A 22,368-nucleotide genomic window follows, 5' to 3' on the forward strand; every position below is an offset into this window, starting at 1 on the left:
GCGTTTTTTCACCGGCTACGCCCGTTCTTACCAAACCAATCAATCAAAGGAATCAAGATGACTATCAAAGTAGGTGATCAGCTGCCGGAAGCGCGGCTCGCAGAATACGTCAACGTGGCCACCGAAGGCTGCGCAATCGGCCCCAGCAAAGTCATGGTGCACGAGGCCACCAAGGGCAAGAAGATCGCGATCTTCGCCGTTCCAGGCGCCTTCACCCCGACCTGCTCCGAACAGCACGCGCCGGGCTACATCAAGGCTGCCGACCAGTTCAAGGCCAAGGGCGTCGATGAAATCTGGTGCCTGTCGGTCAACGATCCGTTCGTGATGGGCGCATGGGGCCGTGAACAGAAGGCCGACGGCAAGGTGCGTTTCATCGCCGACGGCAGCGGTACCTTCACCAAGGCGCTGGGCCTGGAATTCGATCTGACCAAGGGCGGCCTGGGCGTGCGTTCGCAGCGTTACTCGATGCTGGTTGAGGACGGTGTGGTCAAGGTGCTCAACGTGGAAGACAGTGGCCACCTGGAAACCTCGACCGCAGAAAAACTGCTGTCGCAGATCTAACGAATCGCTGCCTCGGCAGCATGTTACGCAACAAGCCGCGCCACGATGCGCGGCTTGTTCTTTTCTGAATGCAAGAAACGGCCGATGAGTGCCATAGCGAAAGCCAAATGGCGCGCCGCGGTGCTTGCCGGTAAGCTGTTGCAAAGTGTTTCCATCCGCCGCGCGCCCTGGCGCCGGTTGCTATAATCTTCCCATGCTCAAACAACGCACCATCAAACAACAGGTCAGGACGGTTGGCGTCGGTCTGCATTCCGGCACCAAGGTCGAGCTGACGTTGCGCCCGGCGCCGGCGGATGCCGGCATCGTGTTCCGTCGCATCGACCTCGATCCGGTGGTCGAACTGCCGGCGCAGGCGACCATCGTCGGCGACACGCGCATGGCCTCGACGCTGGCCAAGGATGGTGCCAAGGTTTCGACCGTCGAACACCTGATGTCGGCCTGCGCCGGCCTCGGCATCGACAATCTCTACGTCGATCTGACCGCCGAGGAAGTGCCGATCATGGACGGCTCGGCGTCGTCCTTCGTGTTCCTGTTGCAGCAGGCCGGTCTGCAGGAGCAGGAAGCGCCCAAGAAATTCATCCGCATCAAGAAGGCGGTGGAAGTGCGGCAGGGCAGCGGCGAGCGCGAGATCTGGGCGCGGCTCGAACCCTACGACGGCTTCAAGCTGCATTTCTTCATCGAGTTCAAGCATCCGGCGGTGGATGGCACCGGCCAGACCGCGACCATCGACTTCAGCCTGGAATCCTATGTGAAGGACGTGGCGCGCGCGCGCACCTTCGGCTTCATGCAGGACATGGAAACCCTGCGCGGCCTGGGCCTGATCCGCGGCGGTTCGCTCGAAAACGCGATCGTGATGGACGAATACCGGATATTGAATGCCGACGGCCTGCGCTACGACAACGAGTTCGTGCGGCACAAGATTCTCGATGCGATCGGCGATCTGTACCTGGTCGGCCATCCGCTGATCGCCAGCTACCATGCCCACAAGTCGGGCCACATGCTCAACAACCTGCTGGTGCGCGCCCTGCTCGAGCAGCCCGATGCCTACGAGATCGTCTCCTTCGATCGCGTTGATTCGGCGCCTACCGATTATGCGCGCCAGGCCGAGCTGGAGTGGACACTTACCTGAGCGGTGCGCCCGCCGCACGTCGCGGCAGTTCCCCCTGCTGCGTGCGCCTTCGCGCTGTTTAACCTTCTTTTACATTGCGCTGATGACGCAGCAGGCGTTCCAGTGCATCCTTGAGCGTCTGATTGCGCGGCGTATCTTCCAGCCCATGATGCAGTGAGTCGAAGGCGGACAGGGCCTTTTCGGACAGCGGTTTTTTGACCGAAACCCTTGATTTGTCGAGGGGTTGGGCAACTTGCACTTTGAGACGTATTGCATTAACCTGCCAGCCCCGGTGCAGCAATTGGCCTTGCAGTTTTGGCAATTGCTGTTTCAACCTCGCGGCCAGTGCGGTGTTGGGTATTCCCAGCACAAGCTGGCCGGCCTCGAACTGCAGGATGGCGCACTGCGCGAACATCGCAGGCAGCGCCGCCGCACAATCCTTCTGCAGCGCAGCCATTCGGGTGACCGAAGGCAGCAGTGCTGCCAGCCTGTCGTGCGAACGCAGGAATTCCGCAGCGCCCTTTGCCGATTTTTGCGAGGGTGAGCGGTGCTTGAAAGGGGTAAATGAGGGTGGCCACATCGTTATGAAACCTTATCACAGCTCGTCCGACGCAGGCGGGCAACCAGGGAGTCGCGATGCAGATTATTTTGTTGCACCCTCGCTTGACGCACGCGCGGTCGGTCACACTGACGCGCCGGCATCTGATCATCCTGTTGCTCGCCTTCTTGCTGTCCATCGTCGGCGGCGCTGCGCTGCTGTCCTACGTGGCGGTGAGCCGGGCGGCCAGCATGCCGGCACCGGTGCGCGACATGCTGGGCCAATCGGTGGCGACCGACGCTGCCGAGCAGGACAAATACCTGAAGGAAAACCTGGCGCTGATGGCGCGCCGCCTGGGCGAGATGCAGGCGCAGCTGATGCGCCTGGACGCGCTCGGCGAACGCGTGCAGGGCCTGGCCGGCGTCAAGCCGACCGAATTCAATTTCCGCGAAAAGCCGGGCCAGGGCGGGATGGAACCGTCGAGCATGGACGGCACCAGCAGCCGCGACATCACGCTTTCCGAATTCCAGGCGTTATTGGATGGCATGGGACATGACCTCGAACGGCGCGCCGACTATCTGAACGTGGTCGAATCGGCGCTCATGAGCGACAAGATCCAGTCGCGCCTGCTGCCGACCATCCAGCCGGTCAATGTCGCCTACAACGCTTCCACCTTCGGCCGCCGCGTCGATCCGTTTTCCGGCCGCATCTCCATGCATGAAGGCATCGATTTCGCCGCGCCGTCCGGCACGCCCATCCTGGCGGCGGCCGGCGGCGTGGTGACCACCGCCGAATTCCATCCGCAGTACGGCAACATGATCGAGGTCGATCACGGCAACGACATGATCACGCGCTACGCGCATGCCTCGCGCCTGGTGCGCAACGTCGGCGACATCGTGCGGCGCGGCCAGCACATCGCCGATATCGGCACCACCGGCCGCTCGACCGGCCCGCACCTCCACTTCGAGGTGCGCATCAAGGGCGTGGCGCAGGACCCGCACAAATTCCTGCTGGCCGGTGCCAGCCATGCGCGCAAGCTGGCCCTGGTCACACCCTGATCGCAGGGAGCGGTTTTCGGCCGGAGTTCGCCTTCGGATTCATTTCTTTTGTGTCATGCCATTGTTTCCGGACGGGCAAGCCCAATATGCCGGAAACCACATGTTAGAATCAGCCCTTTAGCCACGCCCAGCGCGATGGCATGCGGTTTTCCGCATGTCCGTGAAGTTGTTCCAGGCGCCTTCATTAGAATCCACGCAAGAATCCAAGCATGTCATTACTGACCCAGATCTTTGGCAGCCGCAACCAGCGACTCATCAAGCAGTACCAGAAAACCGTTCGCCAAATCAATGCACTCGAGCCGGCCCTGGAAAAACTCACGGACGACGAGCTGAAAGCCAAGACGCCCAAATTCAAGGAACGCCTCGCCAAGGGAGAAGCCCTCGACGACCTGCTGCCGGAGGCCTTTGCGGTCTGCCGCGAGGCCAGCAAGCGCGTGCTGCGCATGCGTCACTTCGATGTCCAGCTGATCGGCGGCATGACCCTGCATTACGGCAAGATCGCCGAGATGGGCACCGGCGAGGGCAAGACGCTGATGGCGACGCTGCCGGCCTACCTGAACGGCCTGGCGGGCAAGGGCGTACACGTGGTGACGGTCAACGATTACCTCGCACAGCGCGACGCCGAATCGATGGGCGTGCTGTACGGCTGGCTCGGCCTGACGACGGGCGTGAACCTGTCGCAGATGCCGCACGAGGCCAAGCAGGCTGCCTACAACGCCGACATCACCTACGGCACCAACAACGAGTTCGGCTTCGACTACCTGCGTGACAACATGGTCTATGACCTTGCCGATCGCGTGCAGCGCAGCCTGAATTTCGCGATCGTCGATGAGGTGGACTCGATCCTGATCGACGAGGCGCGTACGCCGCTGATCATTTCGGGCCAGGCCGAAAACAATACGGAGCTCTATCACAAGATCAACGCGGTACCGCCGCTGCTGACGCTGCAGATCGGCGAGGAAACGCCGGATGGCAAGGGCAAGGTCGAGGTGCCCGGCGACTACACCAAGGACGAAAAGTCGCATCAGGTGCTGCTGACCGAAGCCGGCCACGAAAAGGCCGAGGAAATCCTGACCCGCATGGGCCTGCTGGCCGAAGGCGCCTCGCTGTACGACGCCGCCAACATCTCGCTGATCCATCACCTGTACGCCGCGCTGCGCGCACACACGCTGTATCACAAGGATCAGCACTACGTGGTGCAGAACAACGAAGTCGTGATCGTCGATGAATTCACCGGTCGCCTGATGACGGGCCGCCGCTGGTCCGAGGGCCTGCACCAGGCGGTCGAGGCGAAGGAAGGCGTGCGCATCCAGAACGAGAACCAGACGCTGGCCTCGATCACCTTCCAGAACTACTTCCGCATGTACGCCAAGCTGGCGGGCATGACCGGCACGGCCGACACCGAAGCCTACGAATTCCAGGAAATCTACAAGCTCGAAACCGTCGTCATCCCGCCGAACCGCCCGAGCCAGCGCAAGGATCGTCAGGATCAGGTCTACAAGACCGCGCAGGAAAAATACCAGGCGATGCTGAAGGACATTCAGGATTGCTACGAGCGTGGCCAGCCGGTGCTGGTCGGCACGACGTCGATCGAGAACTCCGAACTGCTGTCCGGCATCCTGACCCAGGCCAAGCTGCCGCACAACGTGCTCAACGCCAAGCAGCACGCGCGCGAAGCCGAGATCATCGCGCAGGCCGGCCGGCCGCAGGCGATCACGATCGCCACCAACATGGCAGGCCGCGGTACCGATATCGTGTTGGGCGGCAATGTCGAGAAACAGATCCAGTTGCTGGAATCGAATCCCGACCTGAGCGAAGCCGATAAAGTGGCGCAGGCACAGAAGCTGCGCGACGAATGGCAGTCGCTGCACAACCAGGTGGTGGCGGCCGGCGGCCTGCACATCATCGGTACCGAACGCCACGAATCGCGCCGCGTCGACAACCAGTTGCGCGGTCGTTCGGGACGCCAGGGCGATCCGGGTTCCTCGCGTTTCTACCTGTCGCTCGACGATGCGCTGCTGCGCATCTTTGCCGGCGACCGCGTGCGCGCGATCATGGACCGCCTGAAGATGCCGGAAGGCGAGCCGATCGAGGCCGGCATCGTCTCGCGCTCGATCGAATCGGCGCAGCGCAAGGTCGAGGCGCGCAACTTCGACATCCGCAAGCAGCTGCTCGAATACGACGACGTCGCCAACGACCAGCGCAAGGTCATCTACCAGCAGCGCAACGAACTGCTCGAAACCAGGGATGTGTCGGCGCTGATCGCGGCCCTGCGCCACGGCGTGTTTACCGACCTGTTCTATACCCACGTGCCGCCGCAGTCGATGGAAGAGCAATGGGACCTGCCGGGTCTCGACGCCGCGCTGCGCGACGAATGGCAGCTCGACTTCTCGATGGCCGATCTGGTGGAGAAGGACAGCAATGTTTCGGACGAAGAGATGCTGGACCATCTGCTCAAGGCAGCCGATGCCGCCTACGATGCCAAGGTCGCGATCGTCGGCCAGGAATCGTTCGGCGGTTTCGAGCGCAGCGTGATGCTGCAGGCGGTTGACTCGCACTGGCGCGAACACCTTGCCGCGCTCGACCACCTGCGTCAGGGCATCCACCTGCGCGGCTACGCGCAGAAGAATCCCAAGCAGGAATACAAGCGCGAGGCGTTCGAACTGTTCGGCCAGATGCTGAACCTGATCAAGGCCGAGGTGGTGCGCATCGTCATGACCGTGCGCGTGCAATCGCGAGACGAGATCGACGCAGCCGAGCAGCAGCTCGCGCAACCGCAGGTCGAGAACGTGCATTACCAGCACGCCGAGTTCGACGAGAACGCCGCGCCCGAGGAACTGCTGGCGCCGACCGCCGGTCCGGACACGGACGAGCAGCGTACGCAGGCCAATCCCTTCCCCAAGGTCGGTCGCAACGATCCATGCCCGTGCGGCAGCGGCAAGAAGTACAAGCAATGCCACGGCCGTCTGGCTTGATGGACCAGCAGGTCAAGGCGATTACTGCGTTGCTTCGCCTTGCCGTACTTAAGTACTGTCTGCGGCATTGCGCCTTGCCCTCGCCTTGACCTGCTAGTCCATGCACTTTCCACGAAGGGCGGGTTGATTCCCGCCCTTGTCGTTTCCGCTGCTGTTGTCAGCATCCCTTGTCATTACCCTGTCTCGGCTTTGGATTTACAATAGCCGATCGATTTCAACCGTATTCAACTCCCTCTTTCCTGCCATGGCCGTCAATCTTCCTCTCCCGATTCCCGAAAACCTGAAGCCGGTCGCCGGCGTCGCACTCGGCCATGCCGAAGCCGGCATCCGCAAGGCGAATCGCAAGGATGTGCTGGTGGTGAAACTGGCGCCGAGCGCGACGGTGGCCGGCGTGTTCACCAAGAACCGGTTCTGCGCCGCCCCCGTGCAGCTGTGCAAGGAGCATCTGGGCAATCTGCGCGACGGTGCGCCGATTCGCGCACTCGTGATCAATACCGGCAACGCCAATGCCGGCACCGGCGAAAGCGGTCTTGCGCATGCGAAGCAGACCTGCGCCGAGCTGGCGACGCTGCTCGATTGCGCGCCGACGCAGATCCTGCCGTTTTCCACCGGCGTGATCCTGGAGCCGCTGCCGATCGACCGCCTGGTCGCCGGCCTGCCGCAGGCGATTGGTAACCTGAACGAGGACAACTGGCACAATGCCGCGCTGGCCATCATGACCACTGACACCCAGCCCAAGGCGGCGTCGCGTCAGGTGGTCATCGACGGCCACACCGTCACGCTGACCGGCATCAGCAAGGGCGCCGGCATGATCAAGCCCAACATGGCGACCATGCTCGGCTTCCTGGCGACCGATGCGCGCGTGGCGCAGCCGGTACTCGAACAGCTGACGAAGGCGGTGGCCGACCGTTCGTTCAACTGCATCACCATCGATGGCGACACTTCGACCAACGACTCCTTCATCGTGATGGCGACCGGTACTTCGGCGCTGGCGGTCGAGAGCGTTGATTCGCCGGCCTACGCTGCGCTGTACGACGCCGTGCTCGGCCTGTCGCAGGAGCTGGCGCAGATGATCGTGCGCGACGGCGAGGGCGCGACCAAATTCATCACGGTCACGGTCGAGGAGGGCAAGGATGTGGAAGAGTGCCGCAGAATCGCCTATTCGATCGCGCATTCGCCACTGGTCAAAACCGCTTTCTTCGCATCCGATCCGAACCTTGGCCGCATCCTGGCCGCGATCGGCTACGCCGGTGTCGATGATCTGGATGTCGGCAAGATCAACCTGTATCTGGATGACGTCTGGGTTGCCAGGAACGGCGGCCGCCATCCCGACTATCAGGAGGCCGACGGCCAGCGCGTGATGAAGCAGAGCGAGATCACGATCCGCGTGAAACTGGGGCGCGGGCAGGCGGGAGCAACGATCTGGACTTGCGACCTGTCGCACGAATACGTGTCGATCAACGCCGATTACCGTTCCTGATTTTCCTGCGGGTCATGACTGAACCGCTTTTTCCTCCGATCAAAATGACGCAACTCGAACAATTCCTGACACGTGCCGAAGCGCTGCTCGGCCGCCTCGAAGCCTTTCTGCCGCCGGCACTCGCCGAGCCCGACTGGAATGCGGCGGTAGCCTTCCGCTGGCGCAAATCGAACGGTCGCGGTTGGCTGCAGCCGGTCAGGCACATGTCGCCGATCGCGCTCGACGACCTGCACAACATCGGGCCGCAGAAGGCGCAGATCGAGCAGAACACGCGCCAGTTCGTCGAAGGCCTGCCGGCCAACAACGTGCTGCTGACCGGCGCGCGCGGCACCGGCAAGTCGTCCTTGATCAAGGCGTGCCTCAACCAGTTCGCCGATCGCGGCTTGCGCCTGATCGAGGTCGACAAGAGCGATCTCGGCGATCTGGCCGACATCGTCGATCTGGTGTCGGTACGGCCCGAACGCTTCGTGATCTTCTGCGACGACCTGTCGTTCGAGGAAGGCGAGGGCGGCTACAAGGCGCTCAAGGTGGCGCTGGATGGCAGTGTGTCCGCGCAGTCGGACAACGTGCTGATCTATGCGACCTCGAACCGTCGCCATCTGCTGCCCGAGCGCATGTCCGACAATGCCGGTTACCGCCATGGTGACGACGGCGACCTGCATCCGGGCGAGACTGTCGAGGAAAAGATTTCCCTGTCCGAGCGCTTCGGGCTGTGGGTGACCTTCTATCCGTTCAAGCAGGACGACTACCTCGACATCGTCGCGCACTGGCTCGCGCACTTCGGCTGCAATGCCGAACAGATCGAGGAAGCCAAGCCGGAAGCGTTGCGCTGGGCGCTGCAGCGCGGTTCGCGCTCGGGGCGCGTGGCCTGGCAATTCGCCAAGGATCATGCCGGCAAGATGAAGAAGTGAGCGAGGCTGTTTCGATGACCGATCCTGTCCGCAGCCCGGTGCCCATCGACGTTGCCGTCGGCATCCTGATGAAAGCCAACGGTGACGTGCTGCTCGGGCAGCGCCCCGACGGCAAGCCGTATGCGGGTTACTGGGAATTCCCGGGCGGGAAGGTCGAGCCGGACGAGGCGATCCTCGATGCGCTCAAGCGCGAGATGCAGGAAGAGCTTGGGATCGAGGTACTGTCGGCCGAGCCGTGGTGCGGCGTCGAACACGTCTATCCGCACGCGCACGTGCGCCTGCATTTCTACATCAGCCGCGAATGGCGCGGCGAACCGCAGAGTCTGGAGAACCAGGCCTTTGCCTGGCAGGGCAGCGTCGGCGTCGAGCCCTTGCTGCCGGCCACGATCCCGCTGATCGAATGGCTGGATCGGCTGCGCTATCCGGACGCTGGATTGGTTTAAGGTTCGTGCCGCGGCGGGGGCGGCGCGTCTTCGTCGAAATCTTCGAGCGGATTGGCGACCGGGATCACGTACTTCTCTTCGGCCCAGGCGCCCAGGTCGATCTGCTTGCAGCGTTCGGAGCAGAACGGACGAAACTTGTTGGCTTCCACCCATTCCACCTTGGTGCCGCAGGTTGGGCAATTGACGACGGCCATCGCGTGATTCCTAGAAGCTGCAGAGGCTGAGCTCGAACGGCACATCGCCTTCGAAGGACTTGGGCTTCATGTCGCCATCCTGCGTGGTGAAGCGTATCCACAGCATGTACTTGTTGGCGGAGATTTCTGGAATGGCGCGCAACTCGTTGTCGAGCGTCAGGCGCAGCATCTGGTAAGACTTTCCCTGCAGCATCTGCTGGTAGCTGCCGGACTGTGCGATCATCTTGACCGGCCTTCCCGACTCGCGCAGCAGGCGCAGCACCATGCTGATGGCGTCGAACAGCGGCACCAGCGGCATGAACCATTTCTGAATGTCGGCGACGCGCTGTTCGGCCGAATCCTGCTGCCACGCGTAGTAGGACGGCAGGTCGAACTCGCAGGCGCCACCCGGGATGATGGTGCGGCCGCGTATGCTCATCAGCCACTCGTTCTCGCGGATGTGCTGGCCGGTCTTGCCCTGCGAGGCGACCAGTGCAGCGCTGATGCGGTCGATGTCGTAGAGGATGGCATCGAGCATCTCGGGCTCTACGTTGGGATTGGAACGGAAGCCCAGCAGGGTCTGCTTCTGCCGTTCGAGTTCCTGCAGCAGGTCCGACTTCAGGTCGGCGCGACCTGCCACTTCCAGCATTTCGAAGATCGTGGAGAGTGCGACATGATGGTGCTGCGGGTGCTCGTGACCGATGAAGAAAGCGAATTTCTCATACAGGTCTTCCAGCCGCAGCAACGTGCGAATACGCTCGTTGAAAGGGTATTCGTAGACAATCAAAGTGGCATCCCTAAAATGTTGGACCGGTGTGGGTGACGCGCTGTTGTGAATCAATTATGTGATTCTGAACGAAGCCGCAGCAAAATACAAATGCCGTGCGGAATTTGTCGATGCCGGGCGGCGCGTGCTGCAACCTGCCCTGCGCGATGTGGGAATAGACCGCCCGTGCGCGTGATCGTTCACCCTTGCGGTAACTGGGCAGCCAGCGCCAGATAACGCTCATGCAGCGTATCGACGAGTGCCGGCAGACGGCTGGTGTCGCCGTCGTTGAGCAGGATGTCGTCGGCCGCCGCGAGCCGACTTTCTCTCGACGTCTGGGTCGCCATGATCGCCCGTACCTGCTCTTCGCTTAACTGGCTGCGCTGCATCACACGCCGGATTTGCACGTCTTCGGGGCAGTCAACCACCAGCACGCGCGAGACGCGCTGCACCCAGCGGCCGGACTCCACCAGCAGCGGCACCACGAAGATCGGATAGTCGCCGGGCGTGGTACGCGCGGCATGTTCGGTTTCCTGTCGGATCAGAGGATGCAGGATGGATTCGAGCAGCTTCTTGCGCTCGGGATCGGTGAACACGGCTTCGCGCATGCGCGCGCGGTCGAGCGCTCCGTCGGCCCCGATGAAATCGGCGCCGAAGGCCTGGCGGATCGGTTCGATGGCGAGGCCGTCGGCCGCGGTCAACTGGTGTGCGATGCGGTCGGTATCGATGATGGCCGCGCCGCGCGCGCCGAACAGATCGGCGACCGTGCTCTTGCCGCTGCCGATGCCGCCGGTCAGCCCGACCGAGAAGGGCTTCTTGTCCATGGTCTGCATGGACTCAGAGTATATCCAGATAGGCTTGTGTCAGCACGGGACCGAACAGCAGCGCCAGCAGGCCGGCTGCTGCCAGATAGGGGCCGAACGGAATCGGAATGTCGCGCCCGCGTCGCGCCAGCACGATCAGGCCGATGCCGACCACCGCGCCGACCGCCGACGACAGCAGGATGATCACCGGCAGCATCTTCCAGCCGAGCCAGGCACCGAGCGCCGCCAGCAGCTTGAAGTCGCCATGCCCCATGCCTTCCTTGCCGGTGACGAGCTTGAACAGCCAGTAGATGGACCACAGGCTCAGGTAGCCGGCGGCCGCGCCGATCACGGCTTCCTGCAGCGGGACGAAGGTGCCGTCGAGATTGACCAGCAGCCCCAGCCACAGCAGCGGCAGCGTCAGGTCGTCGGGCAGCAACTGGGTATCGATATCGATGAAGCTCATGGCGATCAGCAGCCAGACGAAGACCAGCGTGGCGAGTCCCGCCAGCCCGCTGCCGAAGCGCCATACCAGCAGTGCCGACAACGCACCCGACAGCAGTTCCACCACCGGATAGCGCAGCGAGATCGGCGTTTTGCATTCCTTGCATTTGCCACCGAGCAGCGCATAGCTGACGACCGGGATGTTTTCGAGCGCCGTGATCTGGTGGCCGCACTGCGGGCAGGCCGAGCGCGGCACCATCAGGTTGTAGCGGTCCTGGTGCGGCGGCGGCAGGTTGCTTTCGCTGGCGACGTAGTTGTCGGATTCGCGCTGCATCATCTTCGGCACGCGATGGATCACGACATTGAGGAAGCTGCCGGCCAGCAGGCCGAAGATGCCGGCGACAACGGCGGGGAGCAGGCTGGAAGGCGGTGCAAACAGAATCTGATCGAGCATGGACGTCGGTGGAGACAGGGACAGTGCAATGAGTGGGAAGGTGTGGCAGCCGGAACGTTAGCTTACTTCGTGCCGGCCAACAACCGCAGTGGCGCAGGGCGGCCAGTGAAGGCCGTCCTGCCCCAAAATGTCAGACTACTGAGCCGAGCTTGAAGATAGGCAGATACATGGCGATGACGAGACCGCCGATCAGCACGCCGAGGATGACCATGATCAGGGGTTCCATCAGGCTCGACAGCGAGGCCACGGCTTCATCGACTTCTTCTTCATAGAAGTCGGCCACCTTGCCCAGCATGCTGTCGAGGGAACCCGATTCCTCGCCGATGGAAACCATCTGCGTGACCATGTTGGGAAAGACGTCGGCATTCTGCATGGCGGCGGTCAGGCTGGTACCGGTGCTGACCTCGGTCTGAATCCGGCGCGTCGCGTCGAGATAGACCGCATTGCCGGAGGCGCCGCCGACCGAATCCAGCGACTCCACCAGCGGTACGCCGGCCGCGAACATGGTCGACAGCGTGCGCGTCCAGCGTGCGATGGTCGCCTTGCGGATGACGGGGCCGAAGATGGGCAGCCTGAGCAGCAGGCGATCCATGAACTGCTGCATGCGCAGCGAACGCTTCCAGCTCTGGAAGAACAGGTAGAGGCCGGCGAACAGCAGGCCGAAGATCAGGTACCAGTTGGCGACGAAGAAGTCTGAAATTGCCATCACCATCAAGGTCGGCGCGGGCAGGTCGGCGCCGAAGCTGGTGAAGACGCCCTTGAAGGCGGGTACCACCCAGATCATGATGACGGCGGTCACCACAAAGGCGACGGCCAGGATGGAAATCGGATAGAACATCGCCGACTTGATCTTGCCCTTGATGGCGAGCGTCTTTTCCTTATAGACCGCCAGTCGTGTCAGCAGGTCTTCCAGGATGCCGGCCTGTTCGCCGGCCGCCACCAGATTGCAGAACAGCGGGTCGAAGTAGAGCGGGAACTTGCGGAAGGCCTGGTTCAGGCTGGTACCGGTCTCGACGTCGGCGCGGATGTCCTGCACCAGCTTGGAGACTGCCGGATTGTCGTTGCCCTTGGCGACGATGTCGAACGATTGCAGCAAGGGTACGCCGGCCTTCATCATGGTGGCGAGTTGGCGCGTAAACAGCGTGATGTCCTTGTCCGAGACCTTCTTGCCGCTGCGATAGGTCTTCTTCTTGACCTTGGTGACCAGCACGCCCTGACGGCGCAGGGTGGCATTGACGATGGCTTCGCCACCGGCGCGGATTTCGCCGCGGACGATCTTCCCCGCCTTGTCCTTGCCCTCCCAGGCAAAGACCGATTCCTTGACAAGCGCGGCGCTGCCGGTTCTGCGTGCTGACGTTGCCATCCCCTTTTTCCTTTTCAGTTATTGGTGCAGCCCAGTACTTCCTCCAGGCTGGTGAGCCCTTGCTTGACCTTGATCAGGCCCGACTGGCGCAGCGTGCGTACGCCATCCTGTTTTGCCTGTTCCTCGATCTCGAGCGCGGTACCGTGGTTCAGGATGATGCGTTCGATGTTCTCGGTGATCGGCATCAACTGGTAGATGCCGACGCGGCCCTTGTAGCCGCTACCGTTGCAGCGCTCGCAGCCGACCGGCTTGTACGGCAGCCAGGTGCCGTCGAGATCGGCTTCGTCGAAGCCGGCTTCGAGCAGCGCCTCGTCCGGGATCACGGTGGTCTCCTTGCACGAACACAGGCGGCGCGCCAGGCGCTGCGCCGTAATCAGGATCACCGAGGAGGCAATGTTGAACGGCGCCACGCCCATGTTCATCAGGCGCGTCAGCGTGGCCGGCGCGTCGTTGGTGTGCAGCGTGGAGAACACCATGTGGCCGGTCTGCGCGGCCTTGATCGCGATGTCGGCGGTCTCGAGGTCGCGGATCTCGCCGACCATGATGATGTCCGGATCCTGCCGCAGGAAGGCCTTGAGCGCGACCGGAAAGGTCAGGCCGGCGCGGTCGTTGACATTGACCTGGTTGACGCCGGGCAGGTTGATCTCGGCCGGGTCCTCGGCGGTGGAGATGTTGATGCCGGGCTTGTTCAGGATGTTGAGGCAGGTGTAGAGCGACACCGTCTTGCCGGAACCGGTCGGGCCGGTCACCAGCACCATGCCGTAGGGGCGCTGGATGGCATCGAGCAGGATCGCCTTCTGGTCTTCGTCGTAGCCGAGCGCATCGATGCCCATCTGCGCCTGCGAGCCGTCGAGGATACGCATGACGATCTTTTCGCCGAACAGCGTGGGCAGCGTGCTGACGCGGAAATCGATGGAGCGCGTCTTGGACATGACGAGCTTCATGCGGCCGTCCTGCGGCACGCGTTTTTCGGAAATGTCGAGCTTGGAGATGACCTTGATGCGCGAAGCCAGTTTTTCCTTGATCGCCAGCGGCGGCTGGGCGATGTCGCGCAACACGCCATCGACGCGGAAGCGGATGCGGTAAAACTTCTCGAAGGGTTCGAAGTGCAGGTCGGAGGCGCCCTGGTTGATGGCGTCGATCAGGATCTTCTGCAGGAATTTGACCACCGGCGCATCGTCGATATCGGCGGAAGCGGCATCCAGCGGCGCGGAAGTATTGTCGTCATCGACGAAGTCGATATTCTCGAGGTCTTCGCCGATCAGCTCGTTCAGGCCCTGTTCGGCGCTTTTTCCGAGTTTTTCGATGAGTTTGAGCAGCGCGCCGTGGTCAACGATCACCGGCTCCACTGTCAATTGCGTCTGAAACTTGATCTGATCGAGGGCGGCAGCATTGGTCGGATCGGAGATGGCGATCGCGACCTTGTTGCCACGTTTGGAAAGGGCTACCACGCGATGATTCTGCATCAGCCGATCATCGATGATCTTGTCCGGCAGGATGGCGGTATGGAAGGCGTTCAGGTCCAGCAGCGGATAGCCGAAGGTTTCGGAACAGAAGACCGCCATGTCGGATGCGCTGATGGCGCCGCTTTGCAGCAGTACATCGACAAAGGGGATTTTTTCCGTACCTGCCTGGCGGGAGAGCGCTTCGGCCTGTTGGGGCAACAGTTTTCCTGCCTGCAACAATGCACGGGCAAGTCCGGACATTGAAATGGGAGGAGTGGAGCTGGGGAGTACTGCAGCCATGATCTGTGCCGGAAGACTATCGAAGCGCCAAAGGTGCGTTAGATAATGCCTCCCGGCATCTATTTTGTAAAGGAAACAGGCTGGAGTTGTTACTTCAGTGCTACTTTTGCGGTTTTAGGCCGCTTTGCGTGGCTCGCTCAGTGGTTGCGATTGACGGCAAAGTGGCTCAATTGCCGCAGTGCTTCCTTGAAGGGGGTGGGCGGTAGCGCGGCCACAGCTGCGGTTGCGGCGGCTGCGGCCTGTTCGGCCTTGCGGCGCGTGTAATCGAGCGCACCCGACATGGTGACTGCTGTCAAAACGGCATCGAAATGCTGCTCGTCGCCATTCTCGATGCAACTACGCACCAGTTCGCGCTGTTCCGCGGTGCCGTGTTCCATCAGATAAATGAGCGGCAGCGTCGCCTTGCCTTCGCGCAGGTCGTCGCCGACGTTCTTGCCGATGTCTTCCGCCTGCCCCGAATAGTCGAGTACATCGTCGATGAGCTGGAACGCGGTGCCGATCGAGCGGCCATATTCTGCTGCGGCCTCGGTCTGCACCTCGTCCGCGCCGGCCACCAGTGCACCGAGCTGGGCGGCAGCCTCGAACAACTTGGCAGTCTTGGAGCGAATGACCTGGGTGTAGCGTTCTTCCGTCACATCCGGATCGTGCATGTTGAGCAACTGCAGCACTTCTCCCTCGGCGATCACGTTGGTGGCATCGGCCAGGATTTCCATGATGCGGATGTCGCCCACCGATACCATCATCTGGAAGGCACGCGAATAGAGGAAGTCGCCGACCAGCACCGAAGCGGCGTTGCCAAACAGCGCGTTGGCGGTCTGGCGGCCGCGCCGCATCGACGATTCGTCGACTACGTCATCGTGCAGCAGGGTCGCGGTGTGAATGAATTCGACGACCGCCGCCAGTTGATGATGATGAGTGCCCGTGTAACCGTAGGCGTTTGCCATCAGCAGCACCAGAACGGGGCGGATGCGCTTGCCACCGGCGCTGATGATGTAATCGGCGATCTGGTTGACCAGCGCCACCTCGGAATGCAGTTTTTGCCGGATCACGGCGTCAACTGCCTGCAAATCGGTGGAAATTGGCTGGATAATCTGGGTTTGGGCGGATGGGGCGGATGCGGAAACCAAGGTGAGCCTGATCAAAAGTAAGCGGTCGAAGTTGCCGAATTATACGATGCCGGGGCAAAAATGAGGCGGCGGCCGAACAGCGGGCCGGCCGGCTGCCGTCGGCGTGTGGCGACAGGCATGCAGAATTCGTTTTGACCGCGCATGTAAGTGCATGTATAATTTGGGGTTTTCCCGTTTCCGCGGAGGTTGTGGAGCGGAGGAAAAATAAATTCCTAAATCATTTGATGAGGTTTCACATGTACGCGGTCATAAAAACCGGTGGCAAGCAATACAAGGTTGCTGCTGGCGAAAAACTCAAAGTAGAACAGATACCGGCAGACATTGGATCCGAAATCACCCTTGATCAGGTGCTCGCAGTGGGCGCCGGAGAAGCCATCAAGTTTGGCGCTCCGCTGGTTGAAGGTGCGACGGTCCTTGCCACGGTTGTTTCCCACGGTCGTCACGACAAGGTCAAGATCTTCAAGATGCGTCGCCGCAAGCACTATCAGAAGCGTCAGGGCCATCGTCAGAACTACACCGAATTGCAAATCGTCTCGATCAACGGCTAAGCCGGTCGGGATCAACCAGATACCAAGGAGTCAGAAATGGCACACAAGAAGGGCGGCGGCACTACGCGTAACGGTCGCGACTCGGAATCGAAACGCCTCGGCGTCAAGGTTTACGGCGGCCAGACCATCAATGCAGGCGGCATCATCGTTCGCCAGCGCGGCACCAAGATGCACGCGGGCGAGAACGTCGGCATCGGCAAGGATCACACCCTGTTCGCACTGATCGACGGCAAGGTTGCCTTCGTGACCAAGGGCGCGCTCAAGCGTCACTATGTGACGGTCGTTGCAGCCTGATCGGTTCAACTATATAAAGCGAGGCGCAAGCCTTCAGTCAAAAGGCTCTGCCGCAGGTGGGGCCTTTTTAGTTTCAAGGCCTTTGGGTTCAAGGGCCTTTTCGGTTTCTTACGGACGGTTTCATGAAATTCATCGACGAAGCAAAAATCGAGGTCATTGCCGGCGATGGCGGCAATGGCGTCGCCTCGTTTTGCCGCGAGAAGTTCAGGCCGTTCGGCGGTCCGGACGGTGGTGACGGCGGCAAGGGCGGCAGCATCTGGGCGGTGGCCGACCGCAACATCAACACGCTGGTCGACTTCCGCTATTCCAAGATCCACAAGGCGAAGAACGGCGAGAACGGTCGCGGCTCCGACTGCTACGGCAAGGGCGCGGACGACATCTTCCTGCGCATGCCGGTCGGTACGCTGGTGATCGACCAGAACGACGGCGAGCTGGTGGCCGACCTGACCGAGCACGGCCAGAAGGTTCTGCTCGCGCAGGGCGGCGAGGGCGGCTGGGGCAACATCCACTTCAAGTCCTCGACCAACCGTGCACCGCGTCAGAAGACCGAGGGCAAGGAAGGTCAGCGTCGCGAATTGCGGCTCGAGCTCAAGGTGCTGGCCGACGTCGGTCTGCTTGGCATGCCGAATGCCGGTAAATCGACCTTCATCACGGCGGTTTCCAACGCGCGGCCCAAGATCGCCGATTATCCGTTCACCACGCTGCATCCGAATCTGGGCGTGGTGCGCGTCAGTCATGAGCAGAGCTTCGTGATCGCCGACATTCCGGGCCTGATCGAAGGCGCGTCCGACGGTGCCGGCCTTGGTCATCAGTTCCTGCGTCATCTGCAGCGCACGCGCCTGCTGCTGCACATCGTCGATCTGGCGCCGTTCGACAATGTCGACCCGGTCAAGGAAGCCAAGGCCATCGTCAAGGAACTCAAGAAGTACGACGAATCGCTGTTCGACAAGCCGCGCTGGCTGGTGCTCAACAAGCTGGATGTGGTGCCGGAAGACGAGTGCGCCAAGCGCGTCAAGGATTTCGTCAAGCGCTTCGGCTGGAAGGGGCCGGTGTTCGAGATTTCGGCCCTGACGCGCGACGGCTGCAACGATCTGATCGTCGAGATTTACGATTATCTGGCGCAGCAGCGGCAAATCGAACAGCGCTCGGAGGAAACGCAGCAGATCGCCGAGGAAGTACGGGCGATCGATTCGATCGATGCCGACGATCCGCGCTTCAAGGTCATCGATTAACAAGCCATTCACGCAAGCGGCCGGCATCCATCCATAAAAACAAGCGGACAAGTCATGCATTCCGTGATCCAGCAAGCCAAGCGCATCATCATCAAGGTCGGTTCTTCTCTTGTCACCAACGAGGGCAAGGGGCTCGATGCGCAGGCCATCGAGAAATGGGCCGAGCAGATCGTGCAGTTGCGCGCGCTCGGCAAGGAAGTGGTGCTGGTCAGCTCCGGCGCGATCGCGGAAGGCATGCTGCGGCTCGGCTTCGAGCGCCGCCCGACCGGTATCCACGAGCTGCAGGCCTGTGCCGCGGTCGGCCAGATGGGGCTTGCGCAGATTTACGAAAGCAGCTTCAGCCGGCGCAATGTGCGCACCGCGCAGGTGCTGCTGACGCACGCCGACCTCGCCGACCGCGAGCGTTATCTGAACGCGCGGTCGACGCTGTTCGCGCTGCTGCGACTGGGCGTGGTGCCCATCATCAACGAGAACGACACCGTGGTCACCGACGAAATCAAGTTCGGCGACAACGACACCCTGGGTGCGCTGGTCGCCAACCTGATCGAAGGCGATGCGCTGATCATCCTCACCGACCAGCGCGGCCTGTATACAGCCGATCCGCGCAAGAATCCGGAAGCCGAATTCGTGCATGAAGCGAAGGCCGGCGATGCGGCACTGGAGGCCATGGCCGGTGGCGCCGGCAGCAGCCTCGGACGCGGCGGCATGCTGACCAAGATTCTCGCCGCCAAGCGCGCGGCACTGTCGGGCGCGCATACCGTGATCGCATGGGGCCGCGAGGACAATGTGCTGACGCGCCTCGCACAGGGCGAGGCGATCGGCACCCAGCTGACGGCGCAGACCGCGCAGCTGACCGCACGCAAGCAGTGGATGGCCGATCATCTGCAGACCGCCGGCAGGGTGGTGTTAGACGATGGTGCGGTCAGGAAGCTGACGGCCGAGGGCAAGTCGCTGCTGCCGATCGGTGTGACCGAAGTGGCTGGCAGCTTCGGCCGCGGCGACGTCATCACCTGTGTCGATCAGGCCGGTCGCGCGGTGGCGCGCGGCATCACCAACTATGCGAGTTCAGAGGCGCGGCGCATCCTGCGCAAGCCGTCTTCCGAGATTGCGGGTATTCTCGGCTATGTCGAAGAGCCCGAGCTCATTCATCGCGACAACATGGTTTTGCTCTGAAAACAAAGAAGCCTGCCCGGTATCGACGAGGCAGGCTTTTTTCATGGGGGCGAATGGCCCTATTCGCGCAGCAGGCTGTCGGTCAGCGTGCGTTTGCTGCGCAGGCGCTGCAGCATATCCTTTTCGGTTCCGACGATGGTCAGGTTGCTGCAGAAGTAATCCTGCGCCAGTGCCGCGTGCTGGCGGTTGACATTGCCGCGCACGATACCTTCCCACTGGTCGCGTCGCGAGCGGCCCCAGGAGCCGTCGCTGCGCCCGAAGGCATACAGTTTCTTTTCGAAGGTGGCGCAGCGTATGCCTTCGTAGCTGATGTTCTTGGCGCCGGCCGGGCTGGTGGCGATCAGTGTGTAGCGGATCACGCCGTCGCGGCCGATGGCGAGCGACTTGGCATCGATCGCGAAGGTCTGCGTGGTGGTCGGGCCGACGTAGAACTCGATCAAGTCTTCTTCCTTCGGCGGTGCCGGCAGCTGGATCGCGATTTCTTCCCAGGTCTTGTTCTCGTCATCGAAGTCTTCCTCGAAATTCGCCTGTGCAAAGGCAGTGTGCGCAGCGAGCAGCAGCGCGACAGGGGCGGCCAGGCGAAGCCAGGCACGTGCGAACGGATTGGAATGGCGGTTATTCATGTTCTGGTTTCTTCTCGCGGGGAGTGGAGGATGGATTCTTGCGCGGAGAATGCGTCTGGCGCAGATAGCGCGAGGTATTGCCGTGCTGCGGCTTGTTCAGGAAGCGGGAAAGCTCCTGCAGGGCGCGCTGATAGACGTCGCGCTTGAACTCGATGACGACGTCGAGCGGTACCCAGTACTCGTGCCAGCGCCAGGCGTCGAACTCGGGATGTTCGGTCATGCGCAGGTTGACGTCGCAGTCGCGGCCCACCATGCGCAGCAGGAACCAGATCTGCTTCTGGCCGCGGTAGTGGCCGCGGATCTCGCGCTTGATGAAATGGTCGGGCACTTCGTAACGCAGCCAGTCGCGCGTGCGGCCGATGATCTTGACGTGTTCAGCCTTGAGGCCGACCTCTTCCTCGAGCTCGCGGTACATGGCCTGTTCGGGCGTTTCGCCGAACTTGATGCCGCCCTGCGGGAACTGCCACGAGTGTTCGCGCACACGCTTGCCCCACCACACCTCATTCTGTGCATTGAGCAGAATGATGCCGACGTTAGGGCGGAAGCCTTCACGATCCAGCATGTTGCACCTGTACTTTCTGCGGCTAATCGACCCTCGATCGAAGAACAATGCGGCAATCATCCGGCAATGGCCGCGCGCGCCGACGGGCGCTTGCGGCAGGCAGGGCAATCAATTGTACGAACAGGGGGTGCATCAGCCAGCTAATCCTTTAAAATTGGAACGATTATAACCCGCTCTCTTTTTAACAAGACACATCCTCATGCGCGCCTCCCGTTTTTTCATTTCCACCCTCAAAGAAGCTCCCGCCGACGCCGAAATCGTCAGCCACAAACTGATGATGCGCGCCGGCATGATCAAGCGCCTGGGTTCCGGCATCTATACCTACATGCCGATGGGGCTGCGCGTGATCCGCAAGGTGGAGGCGATTGTCCGCGAGGAAATGAACCGCGCCGGCGCGATCGAACTGCTGATGCCGGTGGTGCAGCCGGCCGAGCTGTGGCAGGAGACCGGACGCTGGGACAAGATGGGGCCGGAGCTGATGCGCGTGAAGGATAGGCACGGCCGCGATTTCGCGATCCAGCCGACCTCGGAAGAAGTCGTCACCGACGTGGTGCGCACCGAGATCCGTTCGTACCGCCAGCTGCCGGTCAACTTTTATCACATCCAGACCAAGTTCCGCGACGAGCGCCGGCCGCGCTTCGGCCTCATGCGCGGCCGTGAATTCACGATGAAGGATGCGTACTCGTTCGACCGCGACACGGCCGGCCTGCAGCGCTCCTACGAGATCATGTTCGACGCCTACACGCGCATCTTCACGCGCTTCGGCCTGCAGTTCCGCGCGGTGGCCGCCGACAACGGCGCCATCGGCGGCTCCGGTTCGCACGAATTCCACGTGATCGCCGAGACCGGCGAGGACGCGCTCGTCTATTGCCCGGATTCCGATTACGCCGCCAACATGGAAGCGGCCGAGGCGCTGGCACCGACCGCAGCGCGCGCGGCGCCGACGCAGGCGCTGACAAAGACCTCGACGCCCGGCAAGCAGCGCTGCGAGGATGTGGCTGCGCTGCTGGGCCTGCCGCTGACGCAGAACGTCAAGTCCATCGTGGTCGTGACCGAAGGCGAAGAGGAAAATGGCGCAGGCAAGCAGGTCTGGCTGCTGCTGGTTCGCGGCGACCACGATCTCAACGAAGTCAAGGCATCCAAGGTGCCGGGCCTGGCCGGTTTCCGTTTTGCCGGTGAATCGGAAATCCTCGAGTGGTTCGGCAGCCCGCCGGGCTACCTGGGGCCGATCGGCACCAAGAAACCGGTGCGTGTGGTGGCCGATCGCACGGTGGCGGCCATGAGCGACTTCGTCTGCGGCGCCAACGAGACGGACTTCCACTTCACCGGCGTCAACTGGGGCCGCGACCTGCCGGAAGCCGAGGTGGCCGACCTGCGCAACGTGGTCGAAGGCGATCCGTCGCCGGACGGCAAGGGCGTGCTGGCGATCCAGCGCGGCATCGAGGTCGGCCACGTGTTCCAGCTCGGCACCCGCTATTCGGAAGACATGAAGGCGACCTTCCTCGACGAGAACGGCAAGCCGCAGCTGCTGCAGATGGGTTGCTACGGCATTGGTGTCACGCGCATCCTGGGTGCGGCGATCGAGCAGAACTTCGACGACAAGGGCATCATCTGGCCGGCCTCGCTGGCGCCGTTCGAAGTGGTGCTGTGCCCGATGGGCTACGACCGCAGCGAGAGCGTGAAGGCGGAAGCCGACCGTCTGTACGAGGCACTGACGGCAGCCGGTATCGACGTCATCCTCGACGACCGCGGCGAGCGTCCGGGCGTCATGTTCGCCGACTGGGAACTGATCGGCGTGCCGCATCGCGTGGTGATCGGCGAACGCGGCCTGAAGGAAGGCAAGCTCGAATACCAGGGTCGCCGCGACACCGAGGCGACGGCGGTGGCGGTCGACGAGATGGCCGCCTTCCTGCAGGCACGCCTGGCCTGATCGCGGGCGATGACCGGCTTCCTCTCCCGCCGGCATCGCCAGTGGGCGGTCGGCCTG

Annotated in this window: 22 protein-coding genes; 12 read left to right on the forward strand and 10 right to left on the reverse strand. The window is 62.2% G+C overall.

Annotation, left to right across the window (positions count from 1 at the left end):
* Positions 1-57 precede the first annotated feature (57 nt).
* Together IEV38_RS08310 and lpxC are read left to right on the forward strand one after the other, a co-directional pair.
* Positions 58-561: a peroxiredoxin gene (locus tag IEV38_RS08310; RefSeq protein WP_188395720.1), complete on the forward strand. Its 504-nt coding sequence runs from the start codon at positions 58-60 to the stop codon at positions 559-561.
* A 193-nt stretch (positions 562-754) separates the two neighbouring features.
* Entirely contained in the window at positions 755-1,690 is a 936-nt protein-coding gene (lpxC, locus tag IEV38_RS08315) for a UDP-3-O-acyl-N-acetylglucosamine deacetylase (protein WP_188395721.1), read from the forward strand.
* A gap of 58 nt (positions 1,691-1,748) precedes the next feature.
* Here the strand turns inward: lpxC and IEV38_RS08320 are convergent, their stop codons facing one another.
* Positions 1,749-2,249, reverse strand: coding sequence for an McrC family protein (locus IEV38_RS08320; protein WP_229728947.1), 501 nt, complete (start codon positions 2,247-2,249; stop codon positions 1,749-1,751).
* 56 nt (positions 2,250-2,305) lie between these two features.
* Between IEV38_RS08320 and IEV38_RS08325 the strand changes: the two genes are divergently transcribed.
* From IEV38_RS08325 to IEV38_RS08345, 5 genes are all read left to right on the forward strand, one after another.
* Positions 2,306-3,265: a M23 family metallopeptidase gene (locus IEV38_RS08325; RefSeq protein ID WP_188395722.1), complete on the forward strand. Its 960-nt coding sequence runs from the start codon at positions 2,306-2,308 to the stop codon at positions 3,263-3,265.
* A gap of 209 nt (positions 3,266-3,474) precedes the next feature.
* Positions 3,475-6,240, forward strand: coding sequence for a preprotein translocase subunit SecA (secA, locus tag IEV38_RS08330; RefSeq protein ID WP_188395723.1), 2,766 nt, complete (start codon positions 3,475-3,477; stop codon positions 6,238-6,240).
* 244 nt (positions 6,241-6,484) lie between these two features.
* A complete protein-coding gene (argJ, locus tag IEV38_RS08335; protein ID WP_188395724.1) occupies positions 6,485-7,720 on the forward strand; it encodes a bifunctional glutamate N-acetyltransferase/amino-acid acetyltransferase ArgJ in 1,236 nt (411 codons plus the stop codon).
* 44 nt (positions 7,721-7,764) lie between these two features.
* Positions 7,765-8,631 carry an ATP-binding protein gene (locus IEV38_RS08340; RefSeq protein WP_188395725.1) on the forward strand — a complete coding sequence of 289 codons (867 nt, stop codon included), beginning with the start codon at positions 7,765-7,767 and terminating at the stop codon, positions 8,629-8,631.
* Between the two features lie 14 nt (positions 8,632-8,645).
* Complete coding sequence (locus IEV38_RS08345) at positions 8,646-9,074, forward strand: NUDIX domain-containing protein (RefSeq protein ID WP_188395726.1); 429 nt, start codon at positions 8,646-8,648, stop codon at positions 9,072-9,074.
* Here IEV38_RS08345 and yacG read toward each other — a convergent pair.
* From yacG to ispB, 7 genes are all read right to left on the reverse strand, one after another.
* Positions 9,071-9,268 (reverse strand): DNA gyrase inhibitor YacG, encoded by a 198-nt coding sequence (gene yacG / locus IEV38_RS08350; RefSeq protein ID WP_188395727.1) that lies wholly within the window; start codon positions 9,266-9,268, stop codon positions 9,071-9,073. The genes IEV38_RS08345 and yacG overlap by 4 nt on opposite strands.
* A 10-nt stretch (positions 9,269-9,278) precedes the next feature.
* Entirely contained in the window at positions 9,279-10,034 is a 756-nt protein-coding gene (gene zapD, locus IEV38_RS08355) for a cell division protein ZapD (RefSeq protein ID WP_188395728.1), read from the reverse strand.
* Between the two features lie 179 nt (positions 10,035-10,213).
* On the reverse strand, positions 10,214-10,837 hold the full coding sequence (coaE, locus tag IEV38_RS08360) for a dephospho-CoA kinase (RefSeq protein WP_188395729.1): 624 nt from the start codon (positions 10,835-10,837) through the stop codon (positions 10,214-10,216).
* A 13-nt stretch (positions 10,838-10,850) separates the two neighbouring features.
* On the reverse strand, positions 10,851-11,714 hold the full coding sequence (locus tag IEV38_RS08365) for a prepilin peptidase (protein ID WP_188395730.1): 864 nt from the start codon (positions 11,712-11,714) through the stop codon (positions 10,851-10,853).
* Positions 11,715-11,844: 130 nt separating this feature from the next.
* A complete protein-coding gene (locus IEV38_RS08370) occupies positions 11,845-13,077 on the reverse strand; it encodes a type II secretion system F family protein (RefSeq protein WP_188395731.1) in 1,233 nt (410 codons plus the stop codon).
* A 14-nt stretch (positions 13,078-13,091) separates the two neighbouring features.
* Positions 13,092-14,822, reverse strand: coding sequence for a type IV-A pilus assembly ATPase PilB (pilB, locus tag IEV38_RS08375; RefSeq protein WP_188395732.1), 1,731 nt, complete (start codon positions 14,820-14,822; stop codon positions 13,092-13,094).
* A 137-nt stretch (positions 14,823-14,959) separates the two neighbouring features.
* Entirely contained in the window at positions 14,960-15,910 is a 951-nt protein-coding gene (ispB, locus tag IEV38_RS08380) for an octaprenyl diphosphate synthase (protein WP_188396110.1), read from the reverse strand.
* Between the two features lie 275 nt (positions 15,911-16,185).
* Between ispB and rplU the strand changes: the two genes are divergently transcribed.
* The 4 genes from rplU to proB all read left to right on the forward strand — a co-directional run bounded on the left by rplU (position 16,186) and on the right by proB (position 19,196).
* Entirely contained in the window at positions 16,186-16,497 is a 312-nt protein-coding gene (gene rplU / locus IEV38_RS08385; protein WP_188395733.1) for a 50S ribosomal protein L21, read from the forward strand.
* Positions 16,498-16,533: 36 nt separating this feature from the next.
* On the forward strand, positions 16,534-16,791 hold the full coding sequence (gene rpmA, locus IEV38_RS08390; protein WP_188395734.1) for a 50S ribosomal protein L27: 258 nt from the start codon (positions 16,534-16,536) through the stop codon (positions 16,789-16,791).
* Between the two features lie 122 nt (positions 16,792-16,913).
* A complete protein-coding gene (cgtA, locus tag IEV38_RS08395) occupies positions 16,914-18,023 on the forward strand; it encodes an Obg family GTPase CgtA (RefSeq protein ID WP_188395735.1) in 1,110 nt (369 codons plus the stop codon).
* 54 nt (positions 18,024-18,077) lie between these two features.
* Positions 18,078-19,196 carry a glutamate 5-kinase gene (proB, locus tag IEV38_RS08400; RefSeq protein WP_188395736.1) on the forward strand — a complete coding sequence of 373 codons (1,119 nt, stop codon included), beginning with the start codon at positions 18,078-18,080 and terminating at the stop codon, positions 19,194-19,196.
* A 59-nt stretch (positions 19,197-19,255) separates the two neighbouring features.
* Here proB and IEV38_RS08405 read toward each other — a convergent pair whose 3' ends face one another.
* Positions 19,256-19,819: a CNP1-like family protein gene (locus IEV38_RS08405; RefSeq protein WP_188395737.1), complete on the reverse strand. Its 564-nt coding sequence runs from the start codon at positions 19,817-19,819 to the stop codon at positions 19,256-19,258.
* A complete protein-coding gene (locus tag IEV38_RS08410) occupies positions 19,812-20,381 on the reverse strand; it encodes an RNA pyrophosphohydrolase (protein WP_188395738.1) in 570 nt (189 codons plus the stop codon). Before IEV38_RS08410 ends, IEV38_RS08405 begins: the two co-directional genes overlap by 8 nt.
* Positions 20,382-20,580: 199 nt before the next feature.
* On the opposite strand from IEV38_RS08410, the gene IEV38_RS08415 reads away from it, so the two are divergent.
* On the forward strand, positions 20,581-22,311 hold the full coding sequence (locus IEV38_RS08415; protein WP_188395739.1) for a proline--tRNA ligase: 1,731 nt from the start codon (positions 20,581-20,583) through the stop codon (positions 22,309-22,311).
* The last annotated feature ends 57 nt before the right edge of the window (positions 22,312-22,368 follow it).

The sequence above is a fragment of the Oxalicibacterium flavum genome (genome assembly GCF_014635065.1).
Lineage (GTDB): Bacteria > Pseudomonadota > Gammaproteobacteria > Burkholderiales > Burkholderiaceae_D > Oxalicibacterium > Oxalicibacterium flavum.

Coding starts and splice junctions, on each gene's coding strand:
- IEV38_RS08310 (WP_188395720.1), top strand. CDS start 58: ATGACTATCAAAGTAGGTGATCAGCTGCCGGAAGCGCGGCTCGCAGAA.
- lpxC (WP_188395721.1), top strand. CDS start 755: ATGCTCAAACAACGCACCATCAAACAACAGGTCAGGACGGTTGGCGTC.
- IEV38_RS08320 (WP_229728947.1), bottom strand. CDS start 2,249: ATGTGGCCACCCTCATTTACCCCTTTCAAGCACCGCTCACCCTCGCAA.
- IEV38_RS08325 (WP_188395722.1), top strand. CDS start 2,306: ATGCAGATTATTTTGTTGCACCCTCGCTTGACGCACGCGCGGTCGGTC.
- secA (WP_188395723.1), top strand. CDS start 3,475: ATGTCATTACTGACCCAGATCTTTGGCAGCCGCAACCAGCGACTCATC.
- argJ (WP_188395724.1), top strand. CDS start 6,485: ATGGCCGTCAATCTTCCTCTCCCGATTCCCGAAAACCTGAAGCCGGTC.
- IEV38_RS08340 (WP_188395725.1), top strand. CDS start 7,765: ATGACGCAACTCGAACAATTCCTGACACGTGCCGAAGCGCTGCTCGGC.
- IEV38_RS08345 (WP_188395726.1), top strand. CDS start 8,646: ATGACCGATCCTGTCCGCAGCCCGGTGCCCATCGACGTTGCCGTCGGC.
- yacG (WP_188395727.1), bottom strand. CDS start 9,268: ATGGCCGTCGTCAATTGCCCAACCTGCGGCACCAAGGTGGAATGGGTG.
- coaE (WP_188395729.1), bottom strand. CDS start 10,837: ATGGACAAGAAGCCCTTCTCGGTCGGGCTGACCGGCGGCATCGGCAGC.
- IEV38_RS08365 (WP_188395730.1), bottom strand. CDS start 11,714: ATGCTCGATCAGATTCTGTTTGCACCGCCTTCCAGCCTGCTCCCCGCC.
- IEV38_RS08370 (WP_188395731.1), bottom strand. CDS start 13,077: ATGGCAACGTCAGCACGCAGAACCGGCAGCGCCGCGCTTGTCAAGGAA.
- pilB (WP_188395732.1), bottom strand. CDS start 14,822: ATGGCTGCAGTACTCCCCAGCTCCACTCCTCCCATTTCAATGTCCGGA.
- rplU (WP_188395733.1), top strand. CDS start 16,186: ATGTACGCGGTCATAAAAACCGGTGGCAAGCAATACAAGGTTGCTGCT.
- rpmA (WP_188395734.1), top strand. CDS start 16,534: ATGGCACACAAGAAGGGCGGCGGCACTACGCGTAACGGTCGCGACTCG.
- cgtA (WP_188395735.1), top strand. CDS start 16,914: ATGAAATTCATCGACGAAGCAAAAATCGAGGTCATTGCCGGCGATGGC.
- proB (WP_188395736.1), top strand. CDS start 18,078: ATGCATTCCGTGATCCAGCAAGCCAAGCGCATCATCATCAAGGTCGGT.
- IEV38_RS08405 (WP_188395737.1), bottom strand. CDS start 19,819: ATGAATAACCGCCATTCCAATCCGTTCGCACGTGCCTGGCTTCGCCTG.
- IEV38_RS08410 (WP_188395738.1), bottom strand. CDS start 20,381: ATGCTGGATCGTGAAGGCTTCCGCCCTAACGTCGGCATCATTCTGCTC.
- IEV38_RS08415 (WP_188395739.1), top strand. CDS start 20,581: ATGCGCGCCTCCCGTTTTTTCATTTCCACCCTCAAAGAAGCTCCCGCC.